At 63.5% G+C, this 17603-nt stretch carries 17 protein-coding genes; 13 read left to right on the plus strand and 4 right to left on the minus strand.

Annotated features, from left to right (window positions below; translation table 11 throughout):
• Positions 1-473: 473 nt before the first annotated feature.
• The 12 genes from JHC36_RS10855 (at position 474) to JHC36_RS10910 (ending at position 11864) form a co-directional block, all read left to right on the plus strand.
• Complete coding sequence (locus JHC36_RS10855) at positions 474-1505, plus strand: sigma-54 interaction domain-containing protein (protein ID WP_287918999.1); 1032 nt, start codon at positions 474-476, stop codon at positions 1503-1505.
• Positions 1506-1604: 99 nt separating this feature from the next.
• Complete coding sequence (gene fliE, locus JHC36_RS10860; RefSeq protein WP_287919002.1) at positions 1605-1940, plus strand: flagellar hook-basal body complex protein FliE; 336 nt, start codon at positions 1605-1607, stop codon at positions 1938-1940.
• Between the two features lie 44 nt (positions 1941-1984).
• Entirely contained in the window at positions 1985-3739 is a 1755-nt protein-coding gene (fliF, locus tag JHC36_RS10865) for a flagellar basal-body MS-ring/collar protein FliF (RefSeq protein WP_287919003.1), read from the plus strand.
• Positions 3729-4748, plus strand: a complete 1020-nt coding sequence (gene fliG / locus JHC36_RS10870) for a flagellar motor switch protein FliG (protein ID WP_124221316.1) — start codon at positions 3729-3731, stop codon at positions 4746-4748. Before fliF ends, fliG begins: the two co-directional genes overlap by 11 nt.
• A gap of 27 nt (positions 4749-4775) precedes the next feature.
• Positions 4776-5546, plus strand: a complete 771-nt coding sequence (locus JHC36_RS10875; protein ID WP_287919006.1) for a flagellar assembly protein FliH — start codon at positions 4776-4778, stop codon at positions 5544-5546.
• A gap of 65 nt (positions 5547-5611) precedes the next feature.
• Positions 5612-6937 (plus strand): FliI/YscN family ATPase, encoded by a 1326-nt coding sequence (locus JHC36_RS10880; protein ID WP_287919034.1) that lies wholly within the window; start codon positions 5612-5614, stop codon positions 6935-6937.
• A gap of 30 nt (positions 6938-6967) precedes the next feature.
• Entirely contained in the window at positions 6968-7453 is a 486-nt protein-coding gene (locus JHC36_RS10885) for a flagellar export protein FliJ (protein WP_287919009.1), read from the plus strand.
• 96 nt (positions 7454-7549) lie between these two features.
• The gene (locus JHC36_RS10890; protein WP_287919012.1) at positions 7550-8971 is read left to right on the plus strand and encodes a flagellar hook-length control protein FliK; all 1422 of its coding nucleotides are present in this window, start codon (positions 7550-7552) and stop codon (positions 8969-8971) included.
• Between the two features lie 90 nt (positions 8972-9061).
• Positions 9062-9577 (plus strand): flagellar basal body-associated FliL family protein, encoded by a 516-nt coding sequence (locus JHC36_RS10895; protein WP_124221324.1) that lies wholly within the window; start codon positions 9062-9064, stop codon positions 9575-9577.
• A 6-nt stretch (positions 9578-9583) separates the two neighbouring features.
• On the plus strand, positions 9584-10591 hold the full coding sequence (gene fliM, locus JHC36_RS10900; RefSeq protein WP_287919016.1) for a flagellar motor switch protein FliM: 1008 nt from the start codon (positions 9584-9586) through the stop codon (positions 10589-10591).
• Between the two features lie 21 nt (positions 10592-10612).
• Positions 10613-11089: a flagellar motor switch protein FliN gene (gene fliN, locus JHC36_RS10905; RefSeq protein ID WP_503007043.1), complete on the plus strand. Its 477-nt coding sequence runs from the start codon at positions 10613-10615 to the stop codon at positions 11087-11089.
• Between the two features lie 151 nt (positions 11090-11240).
• Positions 11241-11864 (plus strand): DUF6806 family protein, encoded by a 624-nt coding sequence (locus JHC36_RS10910; protein ID WP_287919021.1) that lies wholly within the window; start codon positions 11241-11243, stop codon positions 11862-11864.
• Here the strand turns inward: JHC36_RS10910 and murI are convergent.
• From murI to JHC36_RS10925, 3 genes are read right to left on the minus strand one after another with little or no spacing between them, the layout of a single operon-like run.
• Positions 11858-12766 (minus strand): glutamate racemase, encoded by a 909-nt coding sequence (gene murI / locus JHC36_RS10915; protein WP_287919023.1) that lies wholly within the window; start codon positions 12764-12766, stop codon positions 11858-11860. The genes JHC36_RS10910 and murI overlap by 7 nt on opposite strands.
• A gap of 2 nt (positions 12767-12768) precedes the next feature.
• Positions 12769-14319 carry a fumarate hydratase gene (locus tag JHC36_RS10920; protein ID WP_287919025.1) on the minus strand — a complete coding sequence of 517 codons (1551 nt, stop codon included), beginning with the start codon at positions 14317-14319 and terminating at the stop codon, positions 12769-12771.
• A gap of 36 nt (positions 14320-14355) precedes the next feature.
• Positions 14356-14979: a TIGR00645 family protein gene (locus JHC36_RS10925; protein WP_287919027.1), complete on the minus strand. Its 624-nt coding sequence runs from the start codon at positions 14977-14979 to the stop codon at positions 14356-14358.
• A 203-nt stretch (positions 14980-15182) separates the two neighbouring features.
• Here JHC36_RS10925 and acs point away from each other — a divergent pair, with 203 nt between their 5' ends.
• The gene (gene acs / locus JHC36_RS10930; RefSeq protein WP_503007045.1) at positions 15183-17132 is read left to right on the plus strand and encodes an acetate--CoA ligase; all 1950 of its coding nucleotides are present in this window, start codon (positions 15183-15185) and stop codon (positions 17130-17132) included.
• A gap of 95 nt (positions 17133-17227) precedes the next feature.
• Here the strand turns inward: acs and JHC36_RS10935 are convergent, their stop codons facing one another.
• Positions 17228-17533 (minus strand): c-type cytochrome, encoded by a 306-nt coding sequence (locus JHC36_RS10935; protein ID WP_287919031.1) that lies wholly within the window; start codon positions 17531-17533, stop codon positions 17228-17230.
• Positions 17534-17603 lie beyond the last annotated feature (70 nt).

Genomic DNA, 17603 nt, shown 5'->3' on the forward strand with positions numbered 1-17603 from the left:
CGTGCAGCGGATCGCTTGAGCCTGCGCCGAACCACCCTGGTCGAAAAGATCCGCAAATACGGATTGAAGTCCCGTGACGCGGGATGAGGCGTCCGCTGGGGACCGTCCTGAAACGTTCCGCCGACCTTTGCGTCGAGTTGGTGCCCTGAAGCCGACTTTCTGGCAGTATTCGGGCCACCAGAACTTCGCAGGCCGTCAAATCTTTGGCGCCCACGGTCCGGATGTTCTGCGCCGGAGGGGCTCGGCCGGGTTTTCGGCGCGAATGGGGCCGTTTTTGCTCAGGCATCGAACTTGCTGAACCGGTTCATCACGGCCTCAGGCGCAACTTCAATTCCGGTGGCGCCGGAGGCATGATCGAAGGCAATCGTGCGCGTTTGCCAGATTCGAATTCCATGGATCTCAGACCGGGAGGACTGCAGCCTATGACCACCAGCCCGCATCGGAGTGAACACGCTCAGGGTGCGTCTCTTCCCATGCAAGGCCTCGTCGCCCGCTCAGCGGCCATGCTGCGGGTGCTGGAGTTGGCGGGCCGTGTCGCCCAGACGGACCTAGGGGTGTTGCTGTTGGGTGAAAGCGGGGTGGGGAAGGAAGTGGTCTCACGCTGGATCCACCGTTCGTCCGCCCGAGCCTCCGGACCGTTCGTCGCGATCAATTGCGCTGCCATCCCCGAAACCTTGCTCGAGGCCACGCTGTTTGGCTTCGAGAAAGGGGCATTCACGGGGGCGTCGCAGGCGGCACCCGGCAAGTTTGAGCAAGCGCAAGGGGGAACCCTGCTGCTCGATGAAATCACCGAAATGGCGGCGGGGCTGCAAGCCAAATTGCTCCGCGTGCTCCAGGAACGTGAGATCGAGCGCGTCGGTGGGCGGCGGCGCATCGCGCTCGACATCCGCGTCATCGCAACCAGCAACCGTGACCCGCAAACGGCTGTCCGCCAAGGCGTGTTGCGAGAGGATCTGTACTACCGGCTCAACGCCTTTCCCCTGACCATTCCGCCACTGCGCGAGCGGCGCGAGGACATTTTGCCGCTCGCTGAGGCCATACTCGAGCGCTTGGGCGGACAGCTCAAGCTGAGTGCCCCGGTCCGACTTGGGCCGGAGGCGGGCCAGGCTTTGTTGGGGTATGACTGGCCGGGCAATGTCCGCGAGCTCGAAAACGTGCTGCAGCGAGCGGCGATTTTGTGTACGGACGGAACGATTGCTCCGCGTGATTTGCTGTTGCCGCAGGCCGTGGACGGGTTTGGCGTCCCACCGACCCCAGCGGCGGCTGGGCGCGCGGACCGCGGTTCCGTGATTGCCATGCCTGCGCCCGGCGCGGGCGGGCTCGGGGCCGGGCTCGATGCAGCCCTGGAACAGAATGAGCGCCGATTGATTGCGGATGCGCTGCGCTTGAGTCGCGGCTCGAAGAAGCTCGCCGCGGAGCGCCTCGGGATCAGCCCCCGAACCCTGCGGCACAAACTTCAGCGCATGCGCGAAGCGGGGTTTGACTTGCCCGCGTTGGACGACTGAGCCGGCTTGCAGTTGAATTCAAGTTGGCCCGATTGTTGCTTGTCTACCGGGGTGTGACGGTCGGGCGCCTGCCCGCTGTCGCGAGAAGGAGGAAATGCCATGAATGTCGATCGGATGCAGTCGGTATTGGTTCAGCTTCGGAGTTTGGCTGCCGAGGCTTCGGGATCGATCGCGAAGGAAGCGAGTTCCGCTGGGGCCGCAACCACGGGAGCGGCGAGTTTTGCCCAATCGCTGGAGGGGGCGGTCGAGGCTTTGAACCAACGATTGCAGTCGGCAGAGGCGCTGCAGCAGCGGTTTTCGGCTGGAGCGACTGACGTGGAACTGAGCGACGTGATGCTTGCGACGCAAAAGGCAGGCATTGCGTTCCAGGCCGCGCTGCAGGTGCGCAACAAGCTGGTGTCGGCCTATCAGGACATCATGAACATCCAGGCTTGATGGCTTCCGGAAGCCGATAGCGATGACGAGACTTGGGGATTGACATGTCTGTGAGCCAGACTGCAGAGATGCCGCTGAGCGGACCGTTGCAAGAGCCATTGGCTCTTTGGCGACGCTTGAGCCTGAATCAGCGGTTCGCGGTTCTTGCTGCGCTGTCGGCCTTGGTGGCCTTGTTGCTGGTGACGCTGCTCTGGGGGCGCAGCCCCGCCTATCAAGTCTTGTTTTCGAACCTGTCCGAGCGGGACGGCGGTACCGTCATTGCCGAGTTGCAAAAACTGGGCGTACCCTATCGCATCGGGGCGGGCGGTGCGGTGATTGAGGTTCCATCGGACCAGGTCTATGCCACGCGGATGAAACTTGCGGCCAATGGCTTGCCCAAGGGCGGAAATGTTGGCTTCGAAGTGCTCGAACACCAGCCCTTCGGCACCAGCCAGTTCGTGGAGCAGGTCAACTACCAAAGAGCCTTGCAGGGTTCGCTGGCGCGCACGATCGAAAGCTTGTCGGCGGTCGAGTCCGCCACGGTGCATCTGGCCATTCCCAAGCCTTCGGTTTTTCTCAGTCAGGCTGAAAAGCCGTCGGCCTCGGTACTCGTGAAGCTGCGCCCGGGGTGGGTACTGGCGCGGGCTCAGGTCGCGGGCATCGTGCATCTCGTCGCTTCGAGTGTGCCTGGTTTGAGCGAGAAGAGTGTCACGGTCGTCGATCAGGACGGAACCATGTTGAGTACCGTGGCCGAGGAGAACGGCGTTCAACCGACGCAGCAAGCCTACCGAGCCCAAGTCGAGCAGCAATACCGTAAGCAAATCGAGTCGATCCTGGCACCCATTGCCGGGAGTGACGGGGTACGGGTCGCGGTCGCGGCCGATCTCGATTTCAGCAAGACTGAATCGAGCAACATCGTTTACGGGCAAGGCCATGTGCTGAGTCAGCAGACCCAGTCCTCCAACAGCACCGGAGACGGGGCCCAGGCGATGGGCGTTCCGGGCGCGCTCTCAAACCAGCCGCCGGGGAATGTGGTCGCGCCGTTTACGCTGTCGACAGCGTCGGCTCCGCTGACTCCGCAGCAGTTCGTGCAGATTGCGCCGAGCCTCAAGGCTTTGGCCCCGACCTCGGCCAGCAGTTCCGCGACGGTCAATTACGAACTCGACAAGACGGTGAGTCACACGCAGGGGGCCATCGGGGCCATCAAGCGCTTGTCGGTCTCCGTTTTGGTCAACCAACAGATCGTCGAGGGCAAGCCCAAGCCTATGACCGCGGAGCAGATCGCCCAGATCAAGCAGTTGGTCGAAAGTGCGATGGGCTTCGACGCCAAGCGTGGAGACCAGGTTTCGGTGGTGAGCATGGCATTCTCCGGCGCCGAGGCTGAACAGAAGGAAACGGTCTGGTGGCGCGCCGCATGGTTCTGGGAGCTGGTCCGGCTCGTTGCGCCCTATGTGGTGGCGCTGGTGCTCGGTTTGCTCGCCTTCATGGCCATCCGACGGCTGGCTGCGCCGACCGTGGTCGATCGGGTCGCGGAGCCGGGGCTTGCTGCTGAGGGGGGCGGAGCCGAGCCGGGGTCTAGCCCCGCGAGTGCAGAGGCGACAGTTGGGGCAGCATCCGTGGCAGCATCCGAGGCTGGCGAAGAAGGCGCAGCTGCAGGCGCACCAGCAGCAGAGCCCGGCCCATCCGGGGAGCTCAAGCCTGATGTGGTTCGCCTGACGAACACCTATGAGGCTGATGCGGCGGTTGCCCGTGAATTGGTGAAGCAGGATCCGCGGCGTGCCGCTCAGGTCATCAAGGAGTGGCTCGGCGATGGAAAGTAAGACCGAAGAAGAACTGAGCGGGCTCGAGCGCGCGGCGGTCTTGCTGCTCAGTCTCGGCGAGGATGCCGCGGCCGAGGTCATGAAGCACCTCGGTCCGAGGGAGGTGCAGCGCTTGGGCGCAGCGATGGCCAAGCTGCGCAAAGTCAGCCCAACCGAAGCCCATGAAGTCATCCGATCGTTCCGGGAGCAGATCGAGTTGCAGACCACCTTGGGTCTGGGTGCGAATGAGTTCCTCAAAGGCGCTTTGACCAAGGCGCTCGGGGGCGATCGAGCGGCGGCTTTGATCGAGCGGATCTTGCATGGCGGGGAATCCAATGGCCTGGAAAACCTCAAATGGCTCGAGCCCCGAGCGATCGCGGAACTGATCAAGCTCGAACACCCGCAGGTCATCGCGCTGGTTTTGTCCTACCTCGACGCCGATCAGGCGGGCGAGGTTCTCCAGTTTCTACCGCAGCGGACTGCTGGCGAGGCCTTGTTGCGTCTGGCAGCGCTCGACAGCTTACAGCCCAATGCGCTCAAAGAGCTCAACGACGCGCTCGAAGAGCTGCTCAGTGGCGAGCAGCAGAGCGTGCAGGTCAGCGCCATGGGCGGACCGAAAGTCGCCGCGGAAATTCTCAATCGCCTGGATACGACCTTGTCCAATGCGATTCTGGAACTCTTGCGCACGCAGGATGAGGAACTTGCGAACAAGGTCCAGGAGCAGATGTTTGTCTTCGATGACCTGATCAACGTCGACGATCGGAGCATCCAGGTGATGTTGCGTGAGATCTCGTCGGAAACCTTGATCTTGGCGCTCAAAGGAGCCAACGCCCAGTTGCGGGAAAAGTTTCTTCGCAACATGTCCAAGCGTGCCGCAGAAATGCTGCGCGACGACATGGAGGCCAAAGGTCCCGTCCGGCTCTCCGAAGTCGAAGCTGCACAGAAGGAAATCCTGCAGATCGCGACTCGCCTCGAGGCCGCGGGACAGATCCAGCTGGGCGGCGGCGGCGCCGAGGCGCTGGTTGGTTGAGTCTGGCAAAGAGGCAAAGGCGCATCGATGAGTGGCGTGTTCGACCGTGATCAAGCCCGTCGGGCGCAGCCCTGGCGCGCCCCGCGACTCGATGGCACGCCGACGGGGTCTGGGGAGACGGTTGGGGCTTCGGAGTCGGGGTCGATGGGTGGCGACCCCTCACCGTCTACGGATGGAACGCCGGTCGAGGCCGTCAACCTGCCGACGGCAGCAGACCTCGAGGCGCTGTTCGACCAGGCGCGGCAGCAAGGCTTGGATGAGGGGCGCGCCGCAGGTCATCGCGAAGGCTACGAGGAAGGCTTGCGCGCAGGTCGCCAGCAAGCAGAGGCCGAGCGGGCGCTCGTTCAGCGTCTGTTGTCGCAATTGGCGCAGCCCATCGATCGATTGGAAGAACGGCTCGAGTCTGCGGTGGTTGCCTTGGCGGTGGAGATCGCCCGCCAGGTGGTGATGCATGAGATTCGGACGCAACCCGAACGCTTGCTGGAACTGTTGCGGCAGGCTTTGGCGGCTTTTCCCTTGCGCACCGGTACCCCTTGGATACGCGTTCACCCGGCTGATGCGGCGATGTTGCGGGAACTCGACCCCGACCTCGAGGCGACGGGAGCCATGCTGGTCGAGGATGAGACGCTGGAACGTGGGGATCTGGTCGTGGCTGCCGGGTCGGGCCATGAGGACCGGGTGAGCGCCAATCGCCGCTGGCGGCCTCGGCCCAACGAGGCGGTCTCGGAACTGGATCTGCGGCTCGAGGAGCGCTGGCGGTACGTCATGGCCAAGCTCTTCGAGGAGGGTGCTCTGTGACCAGCGACCAAGACCCGGCGTCGCCCGATTTGAAGACCGAGCGAGCGCTCGCGCGTCTCGCCGGGCTGAGTAAGCGACTCGAGAGTGCCGGCGGATTCCCGCTTCAACCGAGTGGAAGTTTGCTTCGGGTCCGCGGCATGATCCTCGAGGCGCACGGGCTCGAGGTCAGCCTGGGTGCGCGCTGCCTGGTGCAGACGGACGACAACCGGCGAATCGCCGCCGAGGTGGTGGGATTCCATGGTGAGCACGTACAACTCATGGCGGCGGGGGAGATCCAGGGCTTGGCGCCCGGTGCGCGCGTCACACCCATACCGGGCGATCTGAAGATTCCCGCGGGCATGGAGTTGTTGGGGCGTGTGCTCGACGGCAATGGAAAGCCGCTGGATGCGCTGGGTCCGTTGGGTACGACTGCGTACACCTCGATCTCGGGCGTGCCGATCAACCCCTTGGACCGGGCGCTCGTACGGGAGCCGCTCGATGTCGGGGTTCGGGCCATCAATGCCTTGTTCACCATCGGGCGGGGCGCGCGGATGGGCTTATTCGCGGGCAGCGGTGTCGGCAAGAGCGTGTTGCTGGGCATGATGGCGCGAAACACCCGGGCCGATGTCGTGGTGGTCGGCCTCATCGGGGAGCGGGGTCGCGAGGTCAAAGAGTTCATCGAAGACATTCTGGGAGTCGAGGGCATGCGCCGTTCCGTGGTGGTCGCGGCGCCTGCGGACGCCCCCGCACTCGCACGCATCCGGGGTGCCCGCTTGGCGACGGCGCTCGCCGAGTATTACCGCGACCAGGGACTGCATGTTCTGCTCTTGATGGACTCGCTCACCCGCTATGCGCTCGCATTGCGGGAGGTTGCGCTGGCTGCGGGCGAGCCACCGGCGGCGCGGGGTTTCCCACCGTCTGTTTTTGCCAAGCTTCCGGCGCTGGTCGAGCGAGCCGGAAACGGCCGCGAGGGCGAGGGCAGCGTGACTGCGTTCTATACCGTGTTGATGGAAGGCGATGACGCGCAGGATCCGGTCGCCGACAACGTGCGGGCGATTCTGGACGGCCACTTGGTCTTGAGCCGTCGCCTCGCGGAACAGGGCCATTTTCCCGCGATCGATCTTCAGGCGTCGATCAGCCGCGTCATGCCGAATTTGGTGCCGCCGGAAGAGCTGCGCCGCGTCTACCGCCTGAAAGAACTCGAAGGACGGTACGCGGCTCAGCAAGACCTGATTGCCGTGGGCGCCTACCGCCCCGGCTCGGATCCCGTCTTGGACCTGGCGGTTCGGGCGCATTCGGGTATACGGGCATTTTTACTTCAGGGCATGCACGAGTCGGTGGATCTCGAGTCGAGCCGGCAGGCCCTGCACTCTTTGATGGAGCCCTACCTGGCACCGCAAGTGGATGCATAATGAAACCCCTGTTTCATTGCGTATGTCGGGATGACCTCTGCTACGGCGATCCTTCGACGGGCGGCAACGTTCGAAAAGCTGCGGGCCGACGCGGACGCGGAACAGCAGCGCTTGGCGCGGGTGCTGAAGGCCCATCAAGACACAGCCTCTGACGCGCGACGCAAGCTCGAACAATTGCAGGTTTATCGGGCCGAATACCTGGAGCGGATGCGGGCCTTGGAGGCTCAGCCCGGTCGCTGGGGTGAAGTTCGCGGGATGCGCGCGTTCTTGCTGCGTTTGGATGAAGCGATCCGCGCTCAGGAAGCAGAGGTCGATCGCACCCGCGCGGCGGTCGATCAGGCCACCGGCGCTTGGACGCAGGCGCGTCAGCGCGTCATGGCTTTCGATCAACTCAGCGAGCGTCAGCGCGAGGAGCTTCGGGCCCTGGCGGTCCAAGAGGACCGTCGGGAGTTGCAGGAGTGGTCTGCGCTCGCGGCGACTGGCGACGGATCGCTCTCACGTCCGGCGCCCCTTTGACGGGCTGCGCTCAATCGGTTTTTTCGGGTGCAGCCAAGCCTAGGCGCTGACGCTGGCACAGCGTTTGCTTCCTCCGCACGGCATGGAGGCATCTCGATGACGGGCGTTCAAATTGTCTTTCCCGATAGGGTCGAAGTAAAGCTGGCTCGTTCAGCCGCAGCCGAGCAGCGGAGCGCAAGCGACCCGCATCCCACGATGTTTCGCCGGATGCTCTCGGCGGCACAACATCGGTTAGAGGGCGCAAAGCCACACCAGGGACAGGGCGATCCATCGCCGGCGGGGTCGTCGTCCGAAAGGGCCAACCCGTCTTCAGCGCGGTCTGATGCGAACGATGTCGCTGGAGTGCAGGAAGGACAGGCCGAGCCGCCGGGCTCGACCCTCGCCAAAGAAGCGCATGGCGAGGCGGCTGCCGGGTTGGAGGCCGTAGGGGTTGCGGCTCTTGGCTTGAATGCGGCCGGCTACGGGCAGGCGGTCGGGCTTTTCGAAAACCGGGGTGGCGTGCAGGGCGCCGAAAGCGGGTCTGGAGTGGGAATGCGCGCCGCATCGGGTGTCGCAGCTCTGTTGCTGGATGGCTTGGACTCGGACATTCCCCAATTCCCGGCGCAGAGCCCGAATTCGTCTCCGGATTTGCCCGTCGCAATCGGGGATGGAGCGGACGAATCGGCCCGGCCATTCCTCGCCGCAGGCGGCAAATTTTTGCCGCCGGGCGAGGCGTCCAGGCCGGGTCAGATCGTCGCAACAGATTTCGAACGAGCGGATTCGACTGATCTTCCAGCGACTTTGACCGACGGGCGCGGGCGACCCTTGACACTGCTTGGAGCGGAACGGCCGGCAACGGCGAGCCTCGCCAGCGCAGCCTCGGATATGGCGGATCGAAGCGGAGACTTCCGTGCGCCGCCCTCAGTCTCATCAGGTGTGGTTGCGATGCCGGATCTCGTGGACGGCGAAGCACGATCGTCCCCCTCGGCGAAGCTTCGAGAAGTTGCCACAGACCGGACGGATTCCCCGGACGCTCCTGGGGCAACTGCGCCGCTTCCGGTAGCGACGACGCGCGCCGGTTCGGCCTCTGAGGCTCCGTCAGCTTCGGTTCCGGTCAAGGAACCGGTCGGCTCGCCAGCCTGGGGGCAGGAGGTTGGTCGCCACCTCGTGTGGGCGTCGGAGGGCGGCAAGAATTGGATGATTTTGAAGGTCAATCCGCCGCAGTTGGGGACCGTCGAAGTTCACTTGCGGGTGGCCGAAGGAACCGTCCATGCCCAGTTCGTTTCCCCTCATCAGGCGGTTCGCGCGGCACTTGAGGCTGGCTTGCCCCAGCTTCAGGAGGCGTTCGTGGGCTCGGGTTTGACCTTGGGTCAAGCATCGGTCGATGCCGGTGGCGCCGGCTTTCGAGGGCAAGAGGCCCAGCCTCAAGCCCGTACGGCAGTGTCGCCCGTGAGCGGTGGGGTTGCGCCGGCTGAAGGAGCGGACTTGCTGCCTTCGGTCGGGCGGGTGGAGCGCAGCCTGATCAATTTGTTTGCCTGAGCGCGTGAGGCACCCCCGGGGCTTCAGTTCTCGAGACTTGAGCCGTTAACATCCGAAACCATCTATTTCACCAATCTGAGGTAAAGACGGATGTCCGATCCAGAAAAAGAAACCGGCGGCAAAAGCAAGAAGATGCTGTTCATCATCGTGGGCGCGGTGCTCGTGCTTGCGCTGGGGGGGGGCGGCGCGTGGTGGTTCCTCTTGCGGCCCAAAGCGGCACCGGACGCTGCACATGCACCCGCCCCTGCGAAGGTGGAAAAAGAAGCCAAGTTCATTGCGCTCGAGCCATTCGTCACCAATGTGCAAAGCAACGATGGAATCACGCATTATTTGCAGGTGAAGATCGAGCTCAAAGTGTACGACCCCAAGCTTGAAGAACGGATCAAGGCGACCACGCCCGAAATTCGCAGCACGATTTTGCGCATTCTGGCGGCACAGCAGGCCGACAAGGTCAGTAGCGTGGAGGTCCGCGACGCGTTGGCTGCAGAGATCCTGAGTGCCGTCAACGCGATCTTGACGGGGCGCAAGCCCGGCAGCGGCCACGGTGAAGCGGCGGAAGAGGGTCCCGTGGCTGGGGTGTTCTTCACCGCGTTCGTGGTCCAGTAAGGCATCATGGTCCAAGACATCCTTTCACAAGACGAGGTTGACGCCCTGTTGAAGGATGTCACCGGGGACGATCACGCGGGTGGATCGGAGCCGGTGGAAGAAGGGGGTGTCCGACCCCTGGATCTCGCGAACCAGGAGCGGATCGTCCGGGGCCGCATGCCCACGCTCGAGGTGATCAACGAGCGCTTTGGTCGGCTTTGGCGGGTGGGCTTGTTCAACTTCTTGCGGCGCTCATCCGAAATCTCGGTGGGGCAGGTCAGATTGATTCGGTACAGCGAGTTCATCCGGTCCTTGGTCGTTCCGAGCAACATCAACCTGGTGCAGATCAAGCCGCTCCGGGGGACGTCTTTGTTCGTGTTTGACCCCCGGTTGGTGTTTTCGGTGGTCGATAATTTTTTTGGCGGCGGCGGGCGCTACCACGCGCGTATCGAGGGGCGTGACTTCACCCCGTTGGAGCAGCGCATCATTCGCCGCATGCTCGAGATGGTGTTCAAGGAGTACCGGATCGCCTGGAGTTCCGTCTACCCGATCCAGCCCGAATGGACCCGGTCCGAGGTCAACCCGCAGTTCGTGAACATCGCGACGCCGACGGAGGTCGTCGTCGTTTCCCGATTCGATGTCGAGATCGAAGGCGGTGGCGGCAGTTTGCAGATCTGCATTCCCTACAGCACGATCGAACCGATTCGGGACTTGATGTCGACGGGGCTGACCACCGACCGAAATGAGGTCGATGCGCGTTGGACCCAGGCCCTGCAGCACGAGATGCAGGAGGCTGAGGTGGAGTTGCAGGTGAAGTTGCTCGATCGGACCTTGACGGTTCGGGAACTGCTCGGCCTGCAGGTCGGAGACATCATTCCGGTGGAATTGCCGGAGCAGGTGACCGCCGTGGTCGACGGGATTCCGGTGTTGACGGCTCGCTATGGGGAGCATGAGGAAAAAATGGCGATCCAGGTTGTCGAGCGCATCCGCCCAGGCCTTGAAGCCCAAACGAGCAGCCGCCCAGCGCTTGACTGAGTGGCGGCAGAGGAACACATGATGAGCGAAGAAAGCACCGACACCCCTCAGACCGATCCGGCGCAGGCAGCACCGGTCGGCGAGGACGACTGGGCCGAAGCTTTTGCGGAGGAGCAGCAACAGCAGGCCGGAAGCGCGAGCGCGGAGGGCTCCGCCCCCGAAACTCCGAGTACCGGTGGGGCCAAAAGAGCAGCTTTCGAAGCGTTGAAGCCCGGCTCAGCTGAGCCCCCCGAAGGCAGCGATCGGCTGGATCTGGTGATGGACATCCCAGTCACCTTATCGGTTGAGTTGGGACGGACCAAGATCCAGATCAAGGAGTTGTTACGACTGGCGCAGGGTTCGGTCGTGGACCTCGACCGGCTGGCGGGCGAGCCGATGGACGTATTGGTCAACGGCTTTTTGATCGCCCGTGGCGAGGTCGTGATGGTCAACGACAAGTTTGGGATTCGACTGACCGATATCGTGAGCCCGAGTGAGCGGGCTCGGCGTTTGACCTGAAGTTCCAGCGTTTTACAAAGGGGACGTAGCCAAAAGGGTGGGGCACGCTCTTGGCGTGTCGTGCGGGTGGCGTATGCTTCAGCATTTGCTTCGGAGGCGGCGCTGCTCAACGGCGCCATCACCCTCCGCTTTGAACGAAACAGGTTGCACGATGGCTCCATACGAACGCCCCTTTGAGATTCATGTCCATGGTGACATTCCGCTTCGGCCCGAAGTCTCTTATGACGAGATTCAGGATGCGCTGCGTCCGCTTTGGAAGTATGCGGGGGCGCGCTCGCTGGCTGCAGCGGCGGCCAGCCATTACGAAGATGAGCCGGGCATTCAATTTGAAGCGTCGACCCACACGTTGCATCTGTGTTGGACGGTGCTCGGAGACCAGGATTTTCGGCAGGCCATCGACGAAACCTGTATGGCGCTCAATGAGCTCGCGGCCAGCGGCGCGGCGATCGAGGTGACCTTCTACGACGCGGAGTTTGATGAGGAAGAGGCCGGTCCGGACGAGGAAGCCCGGGACGACTTCGTCATGCTGTTCGTAGGGCCGACGCCTGCAGCCATCATGCAGGTGCAGCGTGACTTGTTGGTCGAGGATGTGCTGCACGTGATGGAGCGACATTTCGACGCATCGGAACTCGGCGGCGTCGTCGATGAGATCGACCGACTCTTTGCCAAGCGCTTCGATGCCTTGGTGCATTCGCTCGATCTCGGGCGGCCACCGCGCGGCAGCGGCGGGCATGGCGGACCGGCGGGTGGCCGGCGACCGCGCCATCTTCACTGACGAGTCGTCACCGGCGAGTCTTCGATCTGAGCCGACTGGGCGGCAGCCGTCGTCATCCCCAGCCACCGCCGCGCCGCAGCGCTGAGGTGGTGGGGGTCTCCCGTGGTCCACAGCCGGGTGCTCCCCTGCCGGACGGGGGTCGAGCGCTCTTGGGCGGCAGCCGGTCCCGGATGGCGCAGGCCGTGTTGTTCGAGCAAGCTCAGCGTTTGCCGGGCGACCGGCTCTCCGGTGTCGAGCAGCCGCACGGACGGCCCGAGCAGGTCGGCGAGCACCGCTGCGGCGAACGGGTAGTGCGTGCAACCGAGGACCACGGTGTCGATGGTGGAGCCTGAGCCGCTTTGCGCCTGTAAAGACTGGACATGGCGCGCACATTGTTCTTGGATCGCGGCACGGTCATCGCGCTCGATGGCGGCCGCCAGTCCAGGGCAAGGCTGCAGCAGATATTCGACCGCGGGCGACTGGCGTTCGAGGAGCCGCGCAAAGCGCTGGCTCGCCAAGGTGGCCGGGGTCGCCAGAACACCGACACGCCCGGTCTGGGTGATGGCTGCCGCTGGCTTGAGGGCGGGTTCAATGCCGACGATGGGCAAATCCGGATGCATCCGCCGCAGATCGTCTGCGGCAACTGCCGTCGCGGTATTGCAGGCGATGACCAAAGCCTTGATGTCCGCATGTCGACGCAGCCAGTCCACCACCGCGACGGCGCGTTGGCGAATTTCTGCCTCGGATCGCTCCCCATAAGGCGCGTAACGGGAGTCGGCCAAAAACCAGTAGTCCTCGTCGCCCAGGTGAGTGTGCAGGGAGCGAAGAATACTGAGGCCACCGACGCCGCTGTCGAAGACGCCGATCGGGCGAGTTGCCTTCGCCCTGGTTTCGGTCTGATCGGCGGCGGGACCCTGGGGCACGCTCAGACCGCCGTGACGGGGATATCTTTGAAGGCACCGCTCGCGATGCGGGCGCGCCACTCGGCAGGGCCAGTTTCGTGGACGCTGACGCCGTTGGCGTCGACCGCCACAGTGACGGGCATATCGACGACCTCGAATTCGTAAATCGCTTCCATGCCGAGATCCTCGAAAGCGACGACGCGGGCCGACTTGATCGCTTTGGACACCAGGTAGGCCGCACCGCCGACTGCCATCAGATAAGCCGAGCGGTGGCGACGGATCGCCTCGATGGCCTCAGGGCCTCGCTCGGCTTTGCCGATCATGGCCAGCAGGCCGGTTTTCGAGAGCATCATTTCGGTGAAGCCGTCCATGCGCGTCGCGGTCGTGGGGCCAGCAGGCCCCACCACTTCGCCCTCGACCGGGTCGACTGGGCCCACGTAGTAGATGGCCCGATTGCGAAAGTCGACGGGCAGCCGCTCGCCGCGGTCCAGCAACTCCTTGATGCGTTTGTGGGCGGCGTCGCGCCCGGTGAGCATTTTTCCGTTGAGCAGCAGGGTCTGACCGGGTTTCCAACTGGCCACTTCCTCTCGGGTCAAGGTGTCGAGGTTCACGCGGCGACTGTGTTCTGCGTCGGGGTGCCACTCGACCTTGGGCCAGAGATCAAGGCTCGGCGGGTCGAGATAAACCGGCCCTGATCCATCGAGCACGAAGTGGGCATGACGGGTGGCCGCGCAATTGGGAATCATCGCAACCGGCTTGCTTGCGGCGTGCGTCGGATACATCTTGATCTTGACGTCCAGGACGGTCGTGAGCCCGCCGAGACCCTGGGCTCCGATGCCGAGCGCGTTGACCTTCTCGTAGAGCTCCAGTCGCAATTGCTCGGTCGGCGTCAGCGGCTCGCCGCGCTGAGATTTCAGTTGCAGGTCGGCCATGTCGATGTCGTCCATGAGGCTTTCCTTGGCGAGAAGAACGGCCTTCTCAGCGGTTCCTCCGATGCCGATGCCCAGCATGCCGGGTGGGCACCAGCCCGCGCCCATCGTCGGCACCGTCTTGAGTACCCAGTCGACGATGTTGTCGCCAGGGTTGAGCATGGCCAGCGTGCTTTTGTTCTCGGACCCACCCCCTTTGGCAGCAACGGTGACCTCGACCGTATTGCCTGGGACGATCTCGGTGAAGATGACGGCTGGCGTGTTGTCGCCGGTGTTCTTGCGGGCGAATTGGGGGTCTGCGACGACGCTGGCGCGCAAGGTGTTGTGCCGGTCGGTATAGGCCCGACGGACGCCCGCGTTGATGGCGTCGTCGAGTGAGCCGGTGAATCCTTCCCATCGCACGTCCATACCGACCTTCAGGAAGACGTTGACGATCCCCGTGTCTTGGCAGATGGGGCGGTGGCCGGTGGCGGCCATGCGGCTGTTGGTCAGGATTTGCGCGATCGCATCCTTCGCCGCGGGTGACTGCTCGATCTCATAGGCGCGGGCCAGATGCTTGATGTAGTCGGCCGGGTGGTAGTAGCTGATGAATTGCAGCGCAGCAGCGATGGATTCGGTGAGGTCTTCTTGGCGGATGGTGGTCATGGTCTAGCCTTTTGCTTCTGGGGACATCTTCGGCGGTCAATGCGTGTCGGTGGGATGTTGCCCACCGCTCGGCTGCATCAATCGGTCGGTCAATGCGATGGCGAGTGCGCTCAGGAGGAACACGACGTGAATGATGGTCTGCCAGACCAGCACCTTGAGATCGTAGTTCGCTGCATTGATGAAGGTCTTCAGCAGATGGATGGAGCTGATCCCGATGATGGCCGTGCCGAGTTTGACCTTCAGCACGGACGCGTTGACGTGGCTGAGCCATTCCGGTTGGTCGGGATGGCCTTCGAGTTCGAGCCGGCTCACGAAGGTTTCGTAGCCGCCGACGATGACCATGATCAAGAGGTTGGAAATCATCACCACGTCGATCAGGGCAAGCACGACGAGCATGATCACCGTCTCGTTGAGCGTGGTGAGTGGTGCGTCCGACCGGTACCCCATGCTGCTGACCAGGAGTTCGAGGGCGTGCGCGTTTCCGAAGGCAGCCTCGATCAGGTGCACCAGTTCCACCCAGAAGTGGAACACATAGACGGCCTGCGCCAGAATCAGCCCCAGGTACAGCGGGAGCTGCAGCCAGCGGCTGGCAAAGATGATGGCGGGCAGGGGGCGCAGCCGAGGGGCTTGCCGAGGGCCGTTGTGAGGAGGATGGGCCATGTGTGATCGGGTTTGGAGTGAGGCCTTATTTTAGGGAGCCGATCGGGCCGTGCTCTGGCCGTGCGCTGGCTGCGCGAGTCAGTGCCTTGTAAGAGCGCGGCTCCACAGTCGCGGCCGCAAATCTTGCTGTTCGTTTCTTGATTCAGAGGAGACCGAAAATGAATGCTTCGACTGCCGGTGGCCCGCAAGCGGGTGAAGTCCGGATGTATTACCCCAGCGAGGAGTTCGTCCGGCAGGCCACCATTTCGGGTATGTCTGCCTATGAAGCCTTGTGTCGCGAGGCCGAGAGCGATTACACGGGCTACTGGGCCAAGCGTGCCCGGGAAATGGTGACCTGGAAGACGCCCTTCACCCAGGTTCTCGATGAAAGCAACGCGCCGTTTTTCAAGTGGTTTGCGGACGGCACGCTCAACGCTTCGTACAACTGCCTCGACCGCAACCTCGAGCGCGGACTGGGTGACAAGACCGCGATCATTTTCGAGGCGGATGACGGCGAGGTCACGCGCATCAACTATCGTGACCTGCACGCCAAGGTCTGCCAGATTGCCAACGGGCTGCGTTCGCTGGGCGTGCAAAAGGGCGATCGGGTCGTGATCTACATCTCCATGTCGATCGACGGCGTGGCGGCGATGTTGGCCTGCGCGCGCATCGGCGCGACGCACTCCGTGGTGTTCGGTGGCTTCTCTGCCCAGGCGCTGCGTGACCGCATCGAAGACACCCGCGCCAAGGTCGTCATTACCGCCGACCATCAAATTCGCGGGGGCAAGCAATTGCCGCTCAAGGCCATCGTCGATGAGGCGCTGAGTCTTGGCGGCTGCGATTCAGTCGAGCACGTTCTCGTGGTGCGCCGCAGCGGTGCGCCGGTGAACATGGTGCAAGGGCGCGACCGCTGGATGGCCGACGTGGTGGGCGGGCAGGCTCAGACCTGTGAGCCCGAGTGGGTGGAGGCGGAGCATCCGCTGTTTTTGCTCTACACCTCGGGCTCGACCGGCAAGCCCAAAGGCGTGCAGCATTCGACGGGTGGATATTTGGTCCATGCGGCGCTGACCACGGCGTGGACCTTCGACCTCAAGCCGAACGACATCTTCTGGTGCACGGCTGATATCGGCTGGATCACGGGCCACACCTATATCGCGTACGGACCGATGGCGCTGGGTGCGACGCAGATCGTGTTCGAAGGCGTTCCCACCTTCCCGGACGCGAGCCGGTTCTGGCGCATGATCGAGCGTCACAAGGTGACGATTTTCTACACGGCGCCGACGGCGATCCGTTCGCTCATCAAGGCGGCCGAATCGAACGACACGGTGCATCCGCGTAATTTCGACCTCTCGAGCCTGCGCCTTTTGGGTTCGGTCGGCGAGCCGATCAATCCTGCGGCCTGGGAGTGGTACTACCGGCATGTGGGAGGCGAGCGCTGCCCGATCGTCGACACCTTCTGGCAGACCGAGACCGGCGGCCATGTCATCACGCCGTTGCCCGGGGCGACGCCCTTGGTTCCGGGCTCTTGCACGCTGCCGTTCCCGGGCATCATGGCGGCGGTCGTCGATGAGACGGGCAAGGACGTGCCCAACGGGCAGGGCGGTATCTTGGTCATCAAACGCCCGTGGCCGTCGATGATCCGCACGATCTGGGGCGACCCTGAGCGCTTCAAAAAGAGCTACTACCCCGAAGAGTTCGGCGGCAAGTACTATCTGGCGGGCGACGGCGCGATCCGCGACGCCAAGACGGGTTATTTCACCATCACGGGTCGCATCGACGACGTGCTCAACGTCTCGGGCCACCGCATGGGCACGATGGAAATCGAGTCGGCGCTGGTCGCGAAGACGGATCTCGTGGCCGAAGCCGCCGTGGTGGGCCGTCCCGATGAGACGACCGGCGAAGCGATCTGCGCCTTCGTCGTGCTCAAGCGGCCGCTGCCGACGGGCGACGAGGCGCGTGCGATTGCCAAGGAACTTCGCGACTGGGTCGCCAAGGAGATCGGCCCCATCGCCAAGCCCAAGGACATTCGCTTTGGCGAGAACCTGCCCAAGACCCGCTCGGGCAAGATCATGCGCCGCCTGTTGCGCAGCATCGCCAAGGGCGAGGCCATCACGCAAGACACCTCGACGCTCGAGAACCCGGCCATTCTGGATCAGCTTGGTCAGGCCTATTGAGGCTGTATTTGGGCGCCCTTCGGCTTTTCCGGAGGGCGCTGTGGAAACAAAAAGGCCCGCTTTCGCGGGCCTTTTTGTCGGTACGTGAGCGCCGATTACTTCAGCGACAGCACCCAGGCGGCGAGCTTCTTGGCTTCCGCGTCGTTGACCTGCGTGTTCGCGGGCATGGGGACCGCACCCCAAACGCCCGAGCCACCCTTCTGGATCTTGGCGGCGAGCATATCGGCCGCTTTGGCGTCGCCCGCATACTTCTTGGCGACGTCTTTGTAAGCCGGGCCGACCAGCTTCTTGTCGATGGCGTGGCAGGCCATGCAGTTCTTGGCCTTGGCCAGGGCTTCATCAGCCATGGCGGGGGCGGACACGGCGGCCAGTGCGGCCAGGGCGAAAAGGACTCGTTTCATCGTTGCTCCTCAGGGGTTGGGTTACAGTCTTTGGACGCGACTGCTGACGTTCAACGCGATTTTAGGGGAA

The sequence above is a fragment of the Tibeticola sp. genome, from assembly GCF_022759015.1.
Taxonomy (GTDB): domain Bacteria; phylum Pseudomonadota; class Gammaproteobacteria; order Burkholderiales; family Burkholderiaceae_C; genus Tibeticola; species Tibeticola sediminis.

Bases quoted from the DNA above. Each gene is read 5' to 3' on its own strand.
- fliN (WP_503007043.1), top strand. From the start codon at position 10,613: ATGAGCGAAGAAAGCACCGACACCCCTCAGACCGATCCGGCGCAGGCA.
- fliE (WP_287919002.1), top strand. From the start codon at position 1,605: ATGAATGTCGATCGGATGCAGTCGGTATTGGTTCAGCTTCGGAGTTTG.
- JHC36_RS10935 (WP_287919031.1), bottom strand. From the start codon at position 17,533: ATGAAACGAGTCCTTTTCGCCCTGGCCGCACTGGCCGCCGTGTCCGCC.
- JHC36_RS10885 (WP_287919009.1), top strand. From the start codon at position 6,968: ATGACCTCTGCTACGGCGATCCTTCGACGGGCGGCAACGTTCGAAAAG.
- fliG (WP_124221316.1), top strand. From the start codon at position 3,729: ATGGAAAGTAAGACCGAAGAAGAACTGAGCGGGCTCGAGCGCGCGGCG.
- JHC36_RS10890 (WP_287919012.1), top strand. From the start codon at position 7,550: ATGACGGGCGTTCAAATTGTCTTTCCCGATAGGGTCGAAGTAAAGCTG.
- JHC36_RS10925 (WP_287919027.1), bottom strand. From the start codon at position 14,979: ATGGCCCATCCTCCTCACAACGGCCCTCGGCAAGCCCCTCGGCTGCGC.
- JHC36_RS10910 (WP_287919021.1), top strand. From the start codon at position 11,241: ATGGCTCCATACGAACGCCCCTTTGAGATTCATGTCCATGGTGACATT.
- fliF (WP_287919003.1), top strand. From the start codon at position 1,985: ATGTCTGTGAGCCAGACTGCAGAGATGCCGCTGAGCGGACCGTTGCAA.
- fliM (WP_287919016.1), top strand. From the start codon at position 9,584: ATGGTCCAAGACATCCTTTCACAAGACGAGGTTGACGCCCTGTTGAAG.
- JHC36_RS10875 (WP_287919006.1), top strand. From the start codon at position 4,776: ATGAGTGGCGTGTTCGACCGTGATCAAGCCCGTCGGGCGCAGCCCTGG.
- JHC36_RS10855 (WP_287918999.1), top strand. From the start codon at position 474: ATGCAAGGCCTCGTCGCCCGCTCAGCGGCCATGCTGCGGGTGCTGGAG.
- acs (WP_503007045.1), top strand. From the start codon at position 15,183: ATGTATTACCCCAGCGAGGAGTTCGTCCGGCAGGCCACCATTTCGGGT.
- JHC36_RS10895 (WP_124221324.1), top strand. From the start codon at position 9,062: ATGTCCGATCCAGAAAAAGAAACCGGCGGCAAAAGCAAGAAGATGCTG.
- JHC36_RS10920 (WP_287919025.1), bottom strand. From the start codon at position 14,319: ATGACCACCATCCGCCAAGAAGACCTCACCGAATCCATCGCTGCTGCG.